Source organism: Acinetobacter sp. CAU_H_60 (genome assembly GCF_058599385.1).
Genome location: NZ_CM178653.1, coordinates 870,637 through 888,865, shown reverse-complemented (window position 1 = coordinate 888,865; position 18,229 = coordinate 870,637). Strand labels below are relative to the sequence as shown.

The following is an 18,229-nucleotide window of genomic DNA, read 5'->3' as shown; positions in this document are numbered from 1 at the left end:
TTATATACCAGTTTCTACTTTTTCCGTGTTTAAAAAATGTACATCGGCCCACACATTTTTTAAATATAGTCTTGTGCTAAATGCTATCACGATCTCGACTAATCAATTGATTTTTTTGACGAGGAACGCATGTTTTTTAGTCAAATACTTCCGTCAGAAATTACTCTAACATAGGGAGCTTTAAATGAAAAACACATTCAGCGTAGACTAAAGTCCTACATCTTTTTGATAAACAAAAAGAGAGTAAATCTTCCAATCCACTCCCTTTGCAACTTTGCGTTATATAATAACATTATTGAAAATCTTTTTCAGTCCAGAATTACATCTAAAAATCATAAATACCTCAAACAACATCATAATAGTGCATAAATCCGACCAGAATGCTCTGCAATGATTCATCACCCGATTTGATCACATGAGATACAGCCCCAATAACAGCAGTTTTCACTACCACTGTTCGTTTATGGAGCCCTATAAAGCAAAAAGCACACCAAGTGGTGTGCTTTTTGAAAAACTGTCTATTGCAGTCTAAATTAGCCAGCCATATCTAGAAGCATGTTACGGATGTGACCGATTGCTTTAGTAGGGTTCAAGCCTTTAGGACATACAGATACACAGTTCATAATACCTTTACAACGGAACAGAGAGAACGGATCGTCAAGACGAGCCAGACGCTCTTGAGTACCTGTATCACGCGAATCAATGATGAAACGGTATGCATTCAACAATGCTGAAGGACCCAAGAACTTGTCTGGGTTCCACCAGAATGATGGACATGAAGTTGAACAACATGCACAAAGAATACATTCATACAGACCGTTCAAGTGTTCACGTTCTTCAGGAGACTGCAGACGCTCTTTAGGAGGTGCAGGCTGGTTGTTGATCAAGAACGGATGAATCTTGTTGTACTGATCGTAGAACTGGTTCATGTCAACTACAAGGTCTTTGATTACTGGAAGACCAGGTAGTGGACGAATCGTGATTTCATTTGGTAAATCGTTCAGGTTCCAAAGACACGCCAAACCGTTTTTACCATTGATGTTCACACCATCAGAACCACAGATCCCTTCACGGCATGAACGACGGAATGTCAAAGATTCGTCCTGTACTTTTAATGCAAGAAGCGCATCAAGCAACATACGGTGCTTATCAGTCAGTTCAAGCTTAAAAGTTTGCATATACGGTGCTTTATCCTTATCAGGATCGTAGCGGTAGATATGAAATGTACGAGTACCTCTACTCATCTTTAATCTCCTGATTAGAATGTACGTGGTTTCGGTGGAATTGCATCAACCGAAAGCGGTTTGTAACGCACTGGCTTGTACTCAAGACGGTTGTCAGCAGAGAACCACAAAGTGTGCTTCATCCACTCATCGTCACGACGGCCATATGGATACTCTGGGTGATCTGGTGGTAATTCAAAATCTACCACAGTGTGAGCACCACGACATTCTTTACGTGCAGCAGCTGAAATCAAGGTCGCTTTAGCAACTTCATACAGGTTTTCAACTTCTAGAGCTTCAATACGTGCAGTATTGAATACTTTAGATTTGTCTTTCAAGTGAATGTTGCGAACACGCGGCTCAATTGCAAGAATTTGTTTTACACCTTCTTCAAGCAGCGCAGTTGTACGGAATACACCCGCGTGGTCTTGAACGATGTCACGGATTGCATCGGCAACTTCTTGAGCATTCTCACCAGTTGTTGATTCATCCAGCTTACGAACACGTTTAATTGTGTTTTCAAGCACAGTTGTAGGAAGCGGTTCATATTCATCACCGTGGTGTTTAGTCACGTAGTCGATGATGTGCTGACCAGCAGCCTTACCAAATACAACCAAATCAAGCAGTGAGTTTGTACCTAAACGGTTTGCACCGTGTACAGATACACATGAACATTCACCGATCGCATAGAAGCCTTTCACTGGTTTAGTGAAGTTGCGACCTTCTTGGTTAGTAGAATAGGTATCAGTATTCTTGTCGTAGTTCGTTACTAGAGCTTCAGATTCTGGAGACTCAGGAACAACTACCTGACCATGAATATTTGTAGGAATACCACCCATTTGGTAATGGATTGTAGGTACTACAGGAATTGGCTCTTTAGTAATGTCAACGTTCGCGAATTTCTTGCCAATCTCGAATACAGATGGCAGACGTTTCATGATGGTGTCAGCACCCAAGTGAGTCATATCAAGAAGGATATAATCACCTTTAGGACCACAACCACGACCTTCTTTGATTTCCTGGTCCATAGAACGTGATACGAAGTCACGAGGAGCCAAGTCTTTCAGAGTCGGTGCATAACGTTCCATGAATGGTTCGCCGTCTTTGTTACGAAGGATTGCGCCTTCACCACGACAACCTTCAGTTAACAATACGCCTGCGCCCGCAACACCTGTCGGGTGGAATTGCCAGAATTCCATATCTTGTAATGGAATACCCGCACGAGCAGCCATACCAAGACCGTCACCAGTGTTGATATATGCGTTAGTCGATGCACGGTAAACACGACCAGCACCACCTGTAGCGAACAATGTTGCTTTTGCTTGGAATACGGCAATTTTACCTGTTTCTTGGTCAATTGCTGTTACACCAAGGACATCGCCTGCTTCGTTACGAATAAGATCAAGTGCGATCCATTCTACGAAGAATTGAGTACCCATTTTCACGTTGCTTTGATAAAGCGTGTGAAGAAGTGCATGACCTGTACGGTCGGCAGCAGCACAAGCACGAGGAACAGCTTTTTCACCGTAGTTCGCAGAGTGACCACCGAATGGACGTTGGTAAATTGTACCGTCTGCGTTACGGTCGAATGGCATACCTAGGTGTTCAAGTTCGTAAACGACTTGTGGCGCTTCGCGAGTCATGAACTCGATCGCGTCTTGGTCACCTAACCAGTCAGAACCTTTCACTGTGTCATAAAAGTGGTAGTGCCAATTATCTTCTTGCATGTTACCAAGAGATGCACCAATACCACCCTGTGCAGCAACAGTGTGTGAACGTGTTGGGAATACTTTAGTCAGTACAGCAACTTTTAAACCAGCTTGAGCAAGTTGGTAAGATGCACGCATACCTGAACCACCACCACCAACGATGACAGCATCGAAAGTTTCGTGTGGAATATTTGTGTAATCTTCTTTAGGGTTAATTGCGCCCATGATCTCTTCCTATCAAGCCCAGAAAATCTGGATTGCCCAGATTGCGTATGCTAATACAGCGATAATCACTGCCGAAGTCAATACAATGCGTAAACCTGATGCTGATGGACCCATTTGACGAGTAGTCACATAGTCAGTGAATACTTGCCACATACCAATCCATGCATGTGCAACAAGAGAGAAAACTGCCAATAAAGACATAATCTTCATTGGAGTTGTCATCATAAAGCCATACCACTGTTCGAAGTTGAAACCACCATTACAAAGGATCCAACCAAAAACAACAACAGTATATACAGCCAATACAACTGCACTCACACGTTGAAGAAACCAATCGCGAGAACCTGAACCCGTTAAACCAGTAGCACTTTTCATTAGAGTACGATCCATACAAATGACGCAACGATACCGATTGCTGACAAGATTAATGCGATAGTAGCTGCAGTACGACCACTTTGCAGTTCTTCTGCTACACCAACGTCAGCAAGTAAATGCTTAACACCAGCGATGAAGTGGTAGATTAAACCAGCGACAAATACCCATACGATGAAGCGAACAATGAAACCATTCATGATTTCTTGCACTTGCGCAAAACCTTCTGGAGAAGACAATGACTTGTCCAAAATCCATAGAAGTACCGGTACGAGTAAAAATACGATGACACCTGAAAGACGGTGTAGAATTGATGCAATAGCCACGGGTGATTTTAAGTTTACTTCTAAAACTTGACCCATGGACAAATTGACAGGTCTGTTGCTTTTCACAGCGGGCATCCTGTAGTTAAAAACTCCATCCGGAGTTTGTTGGAATTAATTCGAAGGAAAGCTGGCATTATCAGGCAAATACATGCCTAAACATAAAACGACACTGAATTATAAAACGTGAACTATTAAAATACAAACAACTGTATTTGGCTTTTTAAATAAAAAACCTTTAAATAAGAATCATTAACAACAACTTTAACCCCCCCCTACTTGCTTTATCTTTATATTTTCATTCTAGATATTTGTTTTTTAATAATTAACTTGATTAATTTAGTCTGTTATCTAGCCAAGCTTCGACTAAGTAGATTTAGACTAAAGATGAACAGCAAAAATGTAATTTCGCCTCTAAGTCCTTATTAATTCCAAGTAAAATCATAAGGATATATTTCACAAATAAATAATGACTATTTATATAAAGGCATCTCAATTTAGAATTTTTATACTAAAACCTACTTATCTCTTTGTAGATCATAGTTTTTTTGATTTTTTTAGACATTTTATATTCAAAAAAACACTTATTTATTTTTGTTTAAGTTGTATTAAACAAAGTGAAGCAAATTTACGAGCTATTTTTTAGCCGATTAAACAGAGCCAAAAAGAAAATTTATTGCTTTTATTTATAATTCAAGTTTGAAGTAAAAACTTAAGGAAATCGATGTAAGTTACGAGATTTATATAATTTTAAGTTGCAGCCTTAGAATATTTTCTCAATTTCTCCTTTATTTTTTGCTAGGAAAAAACGCTTACAAATACGGCAAAGACCATATTTTTTTCTGCACCTTCTGTTCAATTTGACTTATTATAGAGGTTTGGTACTGTGATTTTATTAAACTTTTTATACCAAGATAAATGACTAAACCACTGTGAGAATGTCATTTTTCATCCATAAGTATAATTGACAAAATTTCAGTAGCCACTAATCTTATAGCAAATTTTTGATCCGTCCGTTTTGTGCATTAAAAGATTGATAGGCAACTCGGATATACATTCACCAGGACAGGAGATCTATTGAATGTCTGAAGCAACTGGCAAGAAAGCCGTTTTACAGCTTGATGGCAAAGAAATTGAATTACCAATTTACAGCGGCACATTGGGCCCAGATGTAATCGACGTTAAAGATGTGTTGGCTGCAGGTCACTTTACTTTTGATCCTGGTTTTATGGCAACAGCTGCATGCGAGTCTAAAATCACTTTCATCGATGGTAATAAAGGTGTTCTTTTACACCGTGGCTACCCAATTGACCAGTTAGCAACTAAAGCTGATTACCTAGAAACTTGCTACTTACTTCTTAATGGCGAGCTTCCAACAGCTGAGCAAAAAGAAGAATTCGACGCTAAAGTTCGTAACCACACTATGGTTCACGATCAAGTAAGCCGCTTCTATAACGGTTTCCGTCGTGATGCTCACCCTATGGCAATCATGGTTGGTGTTGTTGGTGCGTTGTCTGCATTCTATCACAACAATCTGGACATCGAAGATGTTAACCATCGTGAAATCACTGCGATTCGTTTAATCGCTAAGATTCCTACTTTGGCAGCTTGGAGCTACAAATACACTGTTGGTCAACCATTCGTTTACCCACGTAACGATTTGACTTACGCTGAAAACTTCCTGTACATGATGTTTGCTACTCCAGCAGACCGTGACTACAAAGTAGATCCAATTCTTGCGAAAGCAATGGACCGTATCTTCACACTTCACGCTGACCACGAACAAAATGCTTCTACGTCTACAGTACGTTTAGCTGGTTCTACTGGCGCTAACCCATATGCATGTATCGCTGCTGGTATCTCTGCACTTTGGGGTCCTGCTCACGGTGGTGCGAACGAAGCTGTTCTTAAGATGCTTGATGAAATCGGCACTGTAGAAAACGTTGCTGGCTTCATGGAAAAAGTGAAAACTAAAGAAGTTAAACTCATGGGCTTCGGTCACCGTGTGTACAAAAACTTCGATCCACGTGCGAAAGTAATGAAAGAAACTTGTGACGAAGTTCTTGGTGCTCTTGGCATCAACGATCCACAGCTTGCTCTTGCTATGGAACTTGAACGTATCGCGCTTTCTGACGAATACTTCATCAAACGTAACCTTTACCCTAACGTAGACTTCTACTCAGGCATCATCCTTAAAGCGATTGGTATCCCAACAGAAATGTTTACTGTGATCTTCGCGCTTGCACGTACAGTTGGTTGGATCAGCCACTGGTTAGAAATGCACAGCGGTCCTTATAAGATCGGTCGTCCTCGTCAGCTTTACACTGGCGAAGTTCAACGCGACATCAACCGTTAATTCGGTTAGCGTTGAAAGACGTAAAAACCACCCTTCTGGGTGGTTTTTTTATAACTGACAAAAACTAACACAATAAAGATGTGAAAAAATTAAAATAGCAAGCCTGAAGAATTTTCCATTTCTGCAAATTTCTAGAAAGTACTCTTATATCGTTAAGGATTGAGTTTTAATGCTGTTTTACCTGCTTCCTTTTATCCTGAGAATGGTTCGTTTTGATCAATTTAAAAGCCGGAATTTGACTTCAGGGGAAATCAAGCTTTGCCAGCAAGTCTTTGCTGACCTGATTGACTATTCAACAGTCCGCGTCATGAATCACCCTTTCCTGCCCTGGCAATCCAAGCATGTGATCATGGCACCAAGTGGTTATATTCATGTGCGTAACCTGAATTATCGGGCTGATTATTCTAAAGAAAGCCGTTCTTATCAGGCGCTTTTCATTCATGAAATGGCACATATTTATCAATATCAGCGAAATATTAATGTGTTGTTTAAGGGTGCTTTTTTGCAGGCCGCTTATTTTTTAACTATGGGAAAATATAATCCTTACAAATATCAATTTAATCCCAACAAATCCTTTTTAGACTATAACATTGAACAACAGGGAGATATTGCACGCGATATTTTTCTAAAAAAAATCCCCAATATTATTTTAAAAAATCAGTTAAGCAGATGATATTGAATATTTTTCACTCAAGTATTCTGTTGATTTATATTTTTGGAAAATAAACTCATTTAAATCCAATTGAGTATTTTTGTGCATTTACCAGAATAAAAAAGCACCATAATAAGTCATTTCTGATCATATCTTTGTGTATCTGTTTCAATTCTCCTGAAACAGCTCTAGCATCTGCCTCAAATTTCGATAAAATAAGCCAAGTATGATATTTTTAGCTCGCAAATCAAGATTTAATGATCATGCGGTCATGACTTTTTTAATTTTGGCCATTTGGCATTTTGTTCGTATCAAACTGCACTCAGCTGGATAATTAGAATTTTAAAAATCAGTGATTTAGTGTATTCACCTATAGGAATAGGACTTAATTGGAATGAAAAGTTTTAAAATTGCGATTGCTCAATTCTCTCCACATGTGGGCAATTTAGATGCAAATACGCAGACAATGATAGATTTGGCAAATCAGGCCAAAAAAGATAATGCTGATCTTATTATTTTCCCTGAACTTTCAACTTTAGGTTATCCGGCTGAAGATTTATTAATTCGTCCAAGTCTGGCTAAACGTACAAAACTGGCGTTTGAGAAACTGACTGAAGTAAAAGATATCGTCATGGTCTTCGGTTTTGTCAATCAGACTGAAGATGGTGAACGTTATAACTCAGCAGCCGTCATGAAAGATGGTGAAGTTTTAGGGGTTTATAATAAGCAGACTCTGCCAAACTATGGTGTATTTGATGAGAAACGCTATTTTGGTGAAGGACATCAGCATCTGGTCTTCGAATATCTGGGACACAAGTTTGGTGTTCTGATCTGTGAAGATGTCTGGTCATTATCTACGGTTCAACAGCTGGCTCAATTGAATATTGATACTGCACTGGTTCTGAATGCTTCTCCATATGAAGTCGGCAAACCGCAACACCGTATCTATGCCATGGCTGCGCTGGTCAAACAGTTGAATATCAATCTAGTGTACTGTAACCAGGTAGGTGGCCAAGATGATCTAATCTTTGATGGTACCAGCTTTGTACTCAATAAATCAGGCGAAGTGGCTCTGCAAGCACCTAGCTTTGAAAAAGGCCTGTATATCGCTGAATATGATGCAGAAAAATTAGAGTTCAGCAAAGGCACGATTACTCCAGCCCTAGAAACTATGGCCGAGATTTATCAAAGTCTGGTGATGGCAACCCGTGATTATGTACAGCGTTCAGGTTTCCCAGGTGTAATTCTGGGTCTGTCTGGTGGTATTGACTCTGCCCTGACTCTTGCCATCGCAGCAGATGCGATTGGCCCTGACAAAGTTCAAGCAGTGATGATGCCTTATACCTATACTGCTCAGATCAGTGTAGAAGATGCCACTGAACAGGCAAAAACCATGGGTGTAACTTTCGGTATTGCCGAGATTAACCCGATTGTAAATGGCTTCTTGCAAACCCTGTATCCCTTCTTTGGCAATGCCCCTGTAGATGCCACTGAAGAAAACCTGCAAGCACGTGCACGCGGTACGCTATTAATGGCGCTGTCTAACAAGTTCGGTAATCTGGTTCTGGCAACCGGTAATAAATCCGAACTTGCCGTTGGCTACTGTACGCTATACGGCGATATGGTCGGCGGCTTCGCGGTATTAAAAGATGTTTATAAAACCATTGTGTTTGAACTGGCAAAATACCGTAATAGCATCGCCGAAACTCCAGTGATTCCTGAGCGTGTAATTACCCGTCCACCATCTGCAGAACTTCGTCCAGATCAGGTCGATCAGGATTCATTACCAGCTTATGAAGTACTTGATGCGATTCTTTATGCTTATATTGAAGAAGATCTGAGTCAAGATGACATCATTGCCAAAGGCTTTGAAGCTGAAGTTGTGAAAAAAGTGATTCGTTTGGTGGATATTAACGAATACAAACGTCGTCAGGGTGCGATTGGTCCACGTATCAGCTCGCGTTCTTATGGTCGTGAACGTCGGTATCCGGTCGTTAATGGTTGGAAAGCAGGTATCTAAGTTTTAACAAAACTAGATTAGCTATAATGCCCAAGTAAATGCTTGGGCATTTTTTTATCTTTAAGCAATAAATAGAGTTAAGAAATTAAAAGAAGATTCAAAAATTTAAACAGACAGATATTTAGAAGAACTTTCTCTTAATTTTTTATTGATATTTTTATGGCACAAAAAAAGAGACCAAGCTGAGAGCTTGGTCTTTTAAAATGGTGGCTATGACGGGACTTGAACCTGTGACCCCCGCATTATGAGTGCGGTGCTCTAACCAACTGAGCTACATAGCCGTAAACTGTGTGCGCATTATCGTAATTTCAGGTTGTATCGTCAAGCATTTTAAACCACAAATGTTCAGTCTTTATGCAAATGAAGAATAAACTCTTAAACTTTAAACAATATTAGATTTTTTATTTGGTATTTCACATATTCTTATGAAGAACTTTAATGATTGGAGCTTTCACCGATGTACAAAATTAACATACTGATTCTTTTGCTTAGCACTTTAGCAATCACCGCCTGCCAGGTGATTTCTCCTATTTTTGTCAACTACAATGGAGTACGTCGCGATGTGGCACAGTGGATTAATCATCAACAATTCATGAGCATGCAACAGAAACGCACCTTGGCGCAATTAAGTCGGGCTCAACAGCAAATCAAGCGTTATCCGGAATATGATCAGACTCAACGACTGGCCATTGCCAAAGAAAATCAGATTGCATTCTATTGTGCACGTTTGCATGTGAACGAACATAAAATCCAGCAACTGCAACAACAAATTTTCGCACCTGAGACGCAGGCGATTTTAAATCAATATGAACAACTGGTACCACAAATCAAATTGGACCCGGCATCCATTCAATGTGATTGACAATCAGCTTGAATATTTCTGTAAATCCATATAATTCAATTATTTAAAATCAATAAACCATGAAACTTAAAACTCAGAAACCTGCGTTTAACTGTTTAATCTATTAGACATTATACCTATGTATTTACTTGGTTTTATTTTTATACAATACAGGCTATGATCAAAGTATAAACAACAATTCGTACACGATTTTAACGCGTCATATTTTTATAAAACTTATTTCCGATAAGGAGAATTCTAATGTCATTTGAACATATTTTAGTACCTGTTGACGGTTCAGAAACTTCCTACGCTGCAGTCGATAAAGCCGTCGAAATTGCCAAAGCATTTAACAGTAAAGTGACAGTGGTTCAGGTGCTGGCACTTGATCCCTATATCGCAGCTGAATACATCACAGCAGCTCAAACCAATGACCTGGTTGAACGTGCCCGTACTGCGATTCTGAAGACACTTGACGAAGCAAAAGCAAAATTTGCTGCGGCAGGTATTGATGCAGAGACTCAGCTACTCGAAGGTCAGGTGATTTATAGCGAAATTGTCAAGGCAGCTGAATCATTGAATACTGATCTGATTGTGATTGGTTCACATGGCCGTACTGGCTTCAAGAAACTGTTCTTGGGAAGTGTTGCGCAAAGCATCTTGGGACAGGCCAATGTTCCTGTAATGGTCATCCGTAAGTAATAAAAAAAATCCCCACTTCAATCAAGTGGGGATTTCTCTTTCAAACAAATCCATCCCATTGATACTGCTTTAAGCTGACCCGATTTCCAGCACATAGGATCCCTTCTGCGCCTAATTTTTGCTGTTGAATATTATGTCCATATTCATCCAGTTTATTGAGACTGATCTTACCTTGAGCGTTCAGGACACGATGCCAAGGCAAATCGGTTTCTGTATCAAGCTGACTTAAAACCCTACCCACCAGACGCGCATGTTTGGGTAAGCCAGCCAGTTTAGCGATCTGTCCATAGGTCGTTACCTTCGCATAAGGAATCTGACTGACCACACTCAGAATCATTTGTGCCATTTCCTGGCTTGCACTTGATGTCATAGGCTTTCAATCTTGATAGAAAAATCTAAAAATTAGAAATTCTCTGGATTTTCTAAACGTTTTACTTCCTGTACTTTGTCAGGATGATGCACCGTTGCTACACCATCTGCATCCTTCTTATCAATCAGCATTTCTGGCTGGAAGATGGTGATGGTTTCATTTCCATTTGCATCCTCTCCTACAATATACTGAAAACCGCGACGGTTCATCTTGTGGCACATCCGCTGATACCAGCCTTTAAAGCCTTGGGTTTCTTCATTCGGGTTGTAATAAAAGGCATTCATTACGGCTGGCAAACCTAGGCCACAAACCACCCCGGAAAGAAGTACCACAATGAAGGTATATCCAATCAGAATACTGCTATACGCTTCCAGTTGTGGAATATTGGCCACTGCCAGAATCAGGGCTAAGGAAATCCCGCCACGTACCCCACCCCAAGACAGAATGGTTAAACTGCCGTTATAACTCTTCTTGCGCATTCTAGGGAATAATGCAAAAGACAGATGATTGGCCAGGAATCGCGCCAAATGCAGAATTATGAAAGCAACAATTCCGCCTAGAACCAGACTGGTACTTAGATCAATAATGAACAGTTCCAGACCAATCAAGGTGAACAGGAAGGAATTGATAATCCCCTCTACCGTATGCCAGAAATGGTTTACATCACCGATGTCTGCATCAGCCAGAATTTCTTTCCATTTATTACCGACGATCAAGCCGCCAATTACACAGGCAATTGGTGCAGAAGCATGCGCCAGTAAAGCAATCAGATATGAACCACAAGCCAACAGTGCAGTAGTTAATATCAGTGATTCCATTTCATGTTTACCGCGCAGAATACGTAGAATCGCCAGACCAAAACCGATCCCGATCAAGACTGCCACGACAATTTCATAAAGCAATGTTTGCAGGACGGCGAGTACGGTAAAGTTTTCACCTTGCAGTACATTCAGTAAGGTCATAAATAATGCAATACACATCGCATCATTAAACAGCGACTCACCTTCCAGCTTCACGATCAAATGATGGGGTGCGCGTACCGAACTGAGTACACCTTTAATCCCAATTGGATCCGTTGCTCCGAGCGCAGCACCCAGCAATAGTAGGACCAATATATCGACGTGGTTACCAATCAGGAACTGATAACCGTATAGCGCAATACCAAAGAAAACTGCACAGAAAACTAATGCCAGACTGGCCAGAATACCAATCGGCCGCCAGTGATTGCGTAAATCTGAAACCTTAAACTTCAATGCGGATGATGTCAGAATGAAACAGATCACCCCATTAATCAGGAAGTCATAAAAATCGACATGGCGGACTGCTTTCTCAATATTATCAATATTGATGCTAAAAAATGGATTACCCTGTAGCAGACTTGCACACCATTGCAGGATAAAAACAAAAATAGCGGAAACAATCGGCACACCAATGGCTTGAGGAAAACTTAGAACACGTTTGTTGAACATGGTAGTGGCAATTGACAGAGCAAAGACCACTGTCAACAGTTGTAAAAAAAAGAAACTTCCCATTAGGTTTCCTAAGATTTGGCAATTTGCAGCCGTGAGCTGAAAGATTTACTTGAAATATAAATTTAAAAAAACAGTATATTTTAGCGGATCAAGTTTAGTCCCATTTTTTTTCGAATTAAGTTAAGTTTCTTTTCAATATTCACAACTGATGATTTAACATACAGCCTTAAAGCACTTTATTGCTCACCTCTTCTTTATATTTAGAAATTTTCTCCCATGCATCAAACTGTCAAAACCATATTCCGTCTGTGTCTCGCTGCTGTCATTTTTCTGGTCACACTCTCCTTGATATTTACCTGTGTTGCCAAAGTTCAGGAAATTCTGAAAGCAGATCAATATTATCAGCAAGCCGTGAGCATTCCTTTAAAAAGCAGTGCCAAAGCACAATATGTACTGGTGTCTAATAATCAACGTCCAGACAACGCAATGTTTATCCTGATTGCTGGAAATGGTTATGTAGCAAAAATCAGCTGTGAGCATTATGCAGCCCTATGTACTGATGACTATAATCAATCACATACCCGGCAGATTCAGAATGTTAATTTAGTAAAAGTGAGAAATTATTTTTATATTGAAAATATTCAGTTCCAAGATAGTCGAACTGGTCAGATCACTAAACTCAGCTATTCCAGAAATGAACTGAAGCAATTTTATAATAATGACATCAGCAATTTAAAATATATTCTCTTTGCGATTTCGCTATTTGCCTTGGCTGCCTTATTTGTCAGTATCAAGATTTTGAAAAACTTCCGTCGTTTTCTGGAAAAATAACTATTCAATCATTAGGGGAGCATTTGCTCCCCTTTTTTGATCTTTAGTTTTAGATATTTTGATTAAAAGTATCACAAGCAGACATTTGACCTGATTTCAGACCGGTATTAAACCATTTTACCCGCTGTGCACTGGTACCATGCGTAAAGCTGTCCGGCACGACATGGCCTTGTGCCTTTTTCTGCAGATAGTCATCACCGATCTTGTGTGCCGCATCCATAGCTTCTTGTACATCACCCTGCTCCAGGAACTGCGTACGCTCATGGTTATGATAAGCCCATACCCCAGCCAGACAATCCGCCTGTAGTTCTTGACGTACAGAAAGCTGATTGCCCTGAGCTTGAGTGGCTTGTTGACGTGCCTGCTGTACCTCTGAAGAAATACCTAAAATGGTCTGGATATGATGACCCACCTCATGTGCTACCACATAGGCTTGAGCAAAATCGCCTGCCTGATCATTGCGAGATAACTCGGTTGAGTTCTGTTCCCCGCTGATTCCCATTTGAGTACGCATATCTTTAAAGAATGCCGTATCAATATAAACTTTCTGGTCTGCCGGACAGTAGAAAGGTCCCATGGCCGATTGCGCTGTACCACAACCAGAATTTACTACCCCACTAAATAGAACCAGTTTAGGCGGAGTATATTGCTGGTTCAGCTGCTGCTGAAATACTTGAGACCAGGTATCTTCTGTATCGGCAAGGACAGTTCCTACAAAATCGATCGCTTCTTGCTGCTCTGGCGTTGGATTTTCCAGACCTCGTGTTTCTGCACTAGAAACACCTTGCGTGACCTGCTTGGTAGTTTGATAGGCTTGCTGTGGATCAACACCAAAAAATTTCCAGGCCACGAAAGCAATAATTAACCCGAGAATACTGATTCCACCGGCTTTGGCACCACCGCCACGACGGTCTTCTACATTGCTACTAACACGACGTCCTTTCCAGCGCATAGTGAGATTCCTTATAGTTTAAATTCAGCTTATTTTAACGAGCCTGATTTATGCTTGCTTTGGTTTCGATCTGATTTTTTGAATAAAGCCAATCAAGATAAATACAATTAACCCTGCCACAAAACCAATCATCAGATTAATCAGTGTAGGCGTAACAGCCCCTACAATACTTCCTAGGCTAGGAATATGCTCTACATACTCAACCGAATCTTCAGTAAAATGATGAAACCATGGAATGGTATGGGCAATAATCCCGCCACCGACCAGAAACATCGCAATCGTACCTACAATCGTCAGGGTTTTCATTAATTTAGGAGCAAAAGCCAGTAATCCACGGCCTATACTTTGCTTGAAGCTGGATGCCTGCTTAGTCAGGTACAAACCTAGATCATCAATTTTAACAATCATGGCAACGAAGCCGTACACCCCGACTGTCATTAATATGGCAATCCCTGCCAGTACGATGACCTTGGTGGTAAAAGCTGCGGCTGCCACGGTGCCCAAAGAAATCACTACAATTTCCGCTGACAGAATGAAATCAGTTCGGATCGCACCCTTAATTTTCTCTTTTTCAAATGTAGCCAAATCGGTTTCGATCGTAGTGAATTCAGCCTCAGCATCTTCTTCAGTCTTAGCTTTCTTATGCTTTAAGCTATGCAGGACTTTTTCTACGCCTTCATAACAGAGAAATAGACCACCAATCATCAGTAAAGGATTAATTAACCAGGGTGCAACCACACTAATAAGTAAAGCCAAAGGAACAAGAATCAGCTTATTAATAAAAGAACCTTTGGCTACTCCCCACACCACAGGAAGTTCACGTTCTGCCCGTACACCGCTGACTTGCTGGGCATTTAATGCCAAGTCATCCCCCAAGACACCTGCTGTCTTTTTTGCAGCCATCTTACTCATCACGGCAACATCGTCTAAAACAGTCGCAATATCATCCAATAATATTAATAAGCTGCTCGCCATTCTTGTTATCCTTATCACCTTTAGACATATTTTAATGAAAATATTAAAAAAATATTGTATTCACTTGTTTAATTAATAAGATTTTTTACTACGGCTTTTTTTTCTGGCTGACATTCAAAAACAGAATGCCGTACAATGTGGCCATTCGTTAAAATATTGATGTAGTACAGACTACTTTTTGGAATAGATAATGAGTAATCAAGATAATCGTCCAGTAATCTTGACTGGCGACCGTCCTACCGGACAGCTTCACCTTGGCCATTTTGTCGGTTCATTACGCTCTCGCGTAGGTTTACAAGATTCTCACCATCAACATTTGTTACTCGCTGATGCTCAAGCCTTGACAGATAATGCAGACAACTTTGAAAAAGTACGTCGCAATATTATTGAAGTAGCAACAGATTATCTGGCTGTCGGTATTGATCCAACCAAAACTACTATCTGTGTTCAGTCTTGCCTGCCAGCCTTAAACGAACTGACTATGCTCTATCTGAACTTTGTGACAGTTTCACGTCTAGAGCGCAACCCGACTATTAAATCAGAAATTCAGATGCGTGGTTTTGAGCGTGATATTCCTGCAGGTTTCTTATGCTATCCAGTGGCTCAAGCAGCAGATATCACAGCCTTTAAAGCAACTGTAGTTCCGGTGGGCGAAGATCAGATTCCAATGATCGAACAAACCAACGAAATCGTACGTCGCCTTAACCGTCAGATTGGCCGTGAATTACTGCCTGAATGTAAGGCGCTGCTTTCTAATGTGGGACGCTTACCAGGTTTTGACGGCAAAGCAAAAATGTCTAAATCTCTAGGCAATACCATTGTGTTGGATGCTTCTGATAAAGACATCAAAAAAGCTGTCAATGCGATGTATACCGATCCGAATCACCTGCGCATCGAAGATCCTGGCCAGGTTGAGGGCAATGTGGTATTTACTTACCTTGATGCATTCGACACCAATAAAGAAGAACTGGAAGAACTGAAAGCACATTATCGCCGTGGTGGTTTGGGTGATGGTACGGTGAAAAAACGTCTGGAAGGTATTCTGAAAGAGCTGATCGGTCCGATTCGTGAACGTCGTATGGAACTGGCCAAAGATCCAGATTACATCATGGATATTTTGAAAACGGGTACAGACAAATGCCGTGATATTACACAGGCCACTTTAGATGAAGTGAAAACAGGCTTAGGTGTTTTCCATTTCTAAGCTAGACAATATTTAAAAAAAAGCCCTTCATATGAAGGGCTTTTTTTATTTAAGGCCAAAATGCGCAAAAATAAGGCAAGTTTCCACACAGATTCTTCATAGTTTTAACCTTACTTAACATCTATTAACATGAATACTGATGAGTCACATGAGAATGAGTCCTACTATACTTACATACAGTAAGGAATCAAATTTAACTCTCTCCACAGTTAATCTTGATTTAGTTTTGAAAGAAACTTCCTTTTTCTACGCAATGACAACCCCAATCATTGCGTTTTTTTTGTCTGAAATTTTTGAAAAAATAAAAAATCCTGCCAGATGAGCAGGATTTTATTGTGTCTTGAATATTAATATTTGAACAAGCCTTTTTCTAATGGAATTTCAATTCCAATAGAGGCACCGCCATCCTGACCATTTACATCTGAGTCACTTATCCAGGCATTAATTTTAAGTGGCATTTCTGGTCGAATATAATGCGACCAGGTGACATCTAATGCTTTAATTTCATCATCAAAAGCAAAACCAGCATTATTTGCACTTGCACGTTCGGACTGATTCACTTCAGCAAACAATACCCGCCCAGATAAACGGTTCATCGGATCAAAACGGATATCACCACCTACTGAAACCATCTGTGCATCGCCACCTAAAGCATGTGCCAGCGGATAACCATGCTGATAAAAACCATAAGTGTAATTGGTATGGTTATAAGAAATACCTCGCACCTTGCCGTTAGTACGTGTATCTGCCCATTCTGTATAAAGTTGATATGGCATATTTCTTACAGTTGCAGAATAGTCTATCCCAGCCAGATACATTTTCTTCGCAGGCAGACCACCTGCTTCATCTTCACCGATATATTGTCCATAGAAGCCCATAGGCACCTGTGTCAAAGGAAACAGGTTCAGGCGTGCATCAAAACCCGCGATCTGGTTCGATGGGTCAGGTTTACCCGTACCACCGTTATCTTTATTCCCGACAAAAGCATCCCATAGTGAACTTAAGCTTTCAGGACGTCCTTCCCCACCCCATTGAATCGCACGAGAAGCACCTAGCTCCAGGTAAGATAAAGGTTGTGCTGTTACACGAAGACCAATAAGTTTGACATCTGGAACGGCAGTATAATCATCCAATTGGCCTGCAAAAGCCTGATATTGCCACGGTCCAATCCAGGACAGCCATTTAGTTTCAAAAGCTGTTTGTTCTGCACGCTGTGCCATAAAGCCATATACTGGGCGGCTAGCATCGCCACGAATCAAGCTGCCATCATGTCCTGGACCCCAATAGGTCGGAATTTGGCCGGCAATCAGCCATTGATTCCAGAGTTTCCCCTGCTAGATAAGATCCTTCCAGATTCACATCCTGATCATTCTCAATTTGTCGATCTTTTTCGGCATTAACCCGGAGCTTGGCATCCCAGTTTTCGCCACCTGCATTAAACTCTAAAGCTGCCTGAAATTGTGCCTTTTGCTGATCGCCAAAGGCTTGAGGAATATCTTTTGGATCACTTTCCGCAAATAAGCCTACTTTGAGCTGCTGATTGTCTGCTGTTAATTTTGCCAGAACTGAATCAATAACACGTTGTTGTACTTTGTTACTCACTTGTGCATTGGATAGAGCTCGTTGAATTTCATCACCACTGAGCGGCCAGGTCGAGGTACTGATCTGGATCACCCCTTGCTGGTTTAACCAGTTCAAGTCAGTACGAAGATTTGCATCATTCAGAACCAGCCCTTGAGCAAAAACAGGAAGTGAAAGTGTCGTAAGAAGTACACTTAATAATGGTTTTTTTAGAAACATGGGATCAATATTCTCAAGTTTATTTTTGCCTAACCATAGATATTTCAAAAACAATATTCAATGGCGAAACTGTATCAGTATAATATGAAACCCTAGATTTAATTGACTTTTAAAATAATAAATCGCTTCGAAAAATGAGATAGAAATACAAAAAATGAAATCACTAATATAAAAAAAATAGATCTAAATAGTGCTGGGTTTT

At 40.5% G+C, this 18,229-nt stretch carries 15 protein-coding genes, 1 tRNA gene and 1 pseudogene; 7 read left to right on the top strand and 10 right to left on the bottom strand.

What is annotated here, in order from left to right:
* Positions 1 to 533 precede the first annotated feature (533 nt).
* The 4 genes from AC4MBN_RS04060 to sdhC are packed head-to-tail and all read right to left on the bottom strand — an operon-like array spanning position 534 to position 3,930.
* Positions 534 to 1,244, bottom strand: coding sequence for a succinate dehydrogenase iron-sulfur subunit (locus AC4MBN_RS04060; RefSeq protein ID WP_004782977.1), 711 nt, complete (start codon positions 1,242 to 1,244; stop codon positions 534 to 536).
* Between the two features lie 14 nt (positions 1,245 to 1,258).
* Positions 1,259 to 3,157, bottom strand: a complete 1,899-nt coding sequence (locus AC4MBN_RS04055; RefSeq protein WP_419363269.1) for an FAD-binding protein — start codon at positions 3,155 to 3,157, stop codon at positions 1,259 to 1,261.
* Between the two features lie 12 nt (positions 3,158 to 3,169).
* On the bottom strand, positions 3,170 to 3,532 hold the full coding sequence (gene sdhD / locus AC4MBN_RS04050) for a succinate dehydrogenase, hydrophobic membrane anchor protein (protein ID WP_067728971.1): 363 nt from the start codon (positions 3,530 to 3,532) through the stop codon (positions 3,170 to 3,172).
* Positions 3,532 to 3,930: a succinate dehydrogenase, cytochrome b556 subunit gene (gene sdhC, locus AC4MBN_RS04045; RefSeq protein WP_419363266.1), complete on the bottom strand. Its 399-nt coding sequence runs from the start codon at positions 3,928 to 3,930 to the stop codon at positions 3,532 to 3,534. Before sdhC ends, sdhD begins: the two co-directional genes overlap by 1 nt.
* 1,003 nt (positions 3,931 to 4,933) lie before the next feature.
* Between sdhC and gltA the strand changes: the two genes are divergently transcribed.
* From gltA to AC4MBN_RS04030, 3 genes are all read left to right on the top strand, one after another.
* Positions 4,934 to 6,208, top strand: coding sequence for a citrate synthase (gene gltA / locus AC4MBN_RS04040; RefSeq protein ID WP_004782984.1), 1,275 nt, complete (start codon positions 4,934 to 4,936; stop codon positions 6,206 to 6,208).
* A gap of 169 nt (positions 6,209 to 6,377) precedes the next feature.
* A complete protein-coding gene (locus AC4MBN_RS04035; RefSeq protein WP_419363264.1) occupies positions 6,378 to 6,881 on the top strand; it encodes a hypothetical protein in 504 nt (167 codons plus the stop codon).
* A 373-nt stretch (positions 6,882 to 7,254) separates the two neighbouring features.
* A complete protein-coding gene (locus AC4MBN_RS04030; RefSeq protein ID WP_491880713.1) occupies positions 7,255 to 8,880 on the top strand; it encodes an NAD+ synthase in 1,626 nt (541 codons plus the stop codon).
* Positions 8,881 to 9,084: 204 nt separating this feature from the next.
* Here AC4MBN_RS04030 and AC4MBN_RS04025 read toward each other — a convergent pair.
* A tRNA-Met gene (locus AC4MBN_RS04025) sits at positions 9,085 to 9,161 on the bottom strand.
* Positions 9,162 to 9,337: 176 nt separating this feature from the next.
* On the opposite strand from AC4MBN_RS04025, the gene AC4MBN_RS04020 reads away from it, so the two are divergent.
* Together AC4MBN_RS04020 and AC4MBN_RS04015 are read left to right on the top strand one after the other, a co-directional pair.
* Positions 9,338 to 9,742: a hypothetical protein gene (locus AC4MBN_RS04020; protein ID WP_491880712.1), complete on the top strand. Its 405-nt coding sequence runs from the start codon at positions 9,338 to 9,340 to the stop codon at positions 9,740 to 9,742.
* Between the two features lie 240 nt (positions 9,743 to 9,982).
* Entirely contained in the window at positions 9,983 to 10,423 is a 441-nt protein-coding gene (locus AC4MBN_RS04015; protein ID WP_004782991.1) for a universal stress protein, read from the top strand.
* A 40-nt stretch (positions 10,424 to 10,463) separates the two neighbouring features.
* Here AC4MBN_RS04015 and AC4MBN_RS04010 read toward each other — a convergent pair whose 3' ends face one another.
* Both AC4MBN_RS04010 and AC4MBN_RS04005 read right to left on the bottom strand, forming a co-directional pair.
* A complete protein-coding gene (locus tag AC4MBN_RS04010; RefSeq protein WP_419363530.1) occupies positions 10,464 to 10,760 on the bottom strand; it encodes an MGMT family protein in 297 nt (98 codons plus the stop codon).
* A gap of 65 nt (positions 10,761 to 10,825) precedes the next feature.
* A complete protein-coding gene (locus AC4MBN_RS04005; protein ID WP_179992115.1) occupies positions 10,826 to 12,325 on the bottom strand; it encodes a cation:proton antiporter in 1,500 nt (499 codons plus the stop codon).
* Positions 12,326 to 12,541: 216 nt separating this feature from the next.
* Between AC4MBN_RS04005 and AC4MBN_RS04000 the strand changes: the two genes are divergently transcribed.
* Complete coding sequence (locus AC4MBN_RS04000) at positions 12,542 to 13,096, top strand: hypothetical protein (RefSeq protein ID WP_419374365.1); 555 nt, start codon at positions 12,542 to 12,544, stop codon at positions 13,094 to 13,096.
* A gap of 49 nt (positions 13,097 to 13,145) precedes the next feature.
* On the opposite strand, the gene ypfJ is transcribed toward AC4MBN_RS04000, so the two are convergent.
* Together ypfJ and AC4MBN_RS03990 are read right to left on the bottom strand one after the other, a co-directional pair.
* Entirely contained in the window at positions 13,146 to 14,048 is a 903-nt protein-coding gene (gene ypfJ / locus AC4MBN_RS03995) for a KPN_02809 family neutral zinc metallopeptidase (RefSeq protein WP_284879837.1), read from the bottom strand.
* Between the two features lie 48 nt (positions 14,049 to 14,096).
* Positions 14,097 to 15,023 carry a DUF808 domain-containing protein gene (locus AC4MBN_RS03990; protein WP_491880711.1) on the bottom strand — a complete coding sequence of 309 codons (927 nt, stop codon included), beginning with the start codon at positions 15,021 to 15,023 and terminating at the stop codon, positions 14,097 to 14,099.
* Between the two features lie 190 nt (positions 15,024 to 15,213).
* Between AC4MBN_RS03990 and trpS the strand changes: the two genes are divergently transcribed.
* Positions 15,214 to 16,227: a tryptophan--tRNA ligase gene (gene trpS, locus AC4MBN_RS03985; protein ID WP_005234596.1), complete on the top strand. Its 1,014-nt coding sequence runs from the start codon at positions 15,214 to 15,216 to the stop codon at positions 16,225 to 16,227.
* A 347-nt stretch (positions 16,228 to 16,574) separates the two neighbouring features.
* Here trpS and AC4MBN_RS03980 read toward each other — a convergent pair.
* A pseudogene (locus AC4MBN_RS03980) lies at positions 16,575 to 18,027 on the bottom strand (capsule assembly Wzi family protein).
* Between the last annotated feature and the right edge of the window lie 202 nt (positions 18,028 to 18,229).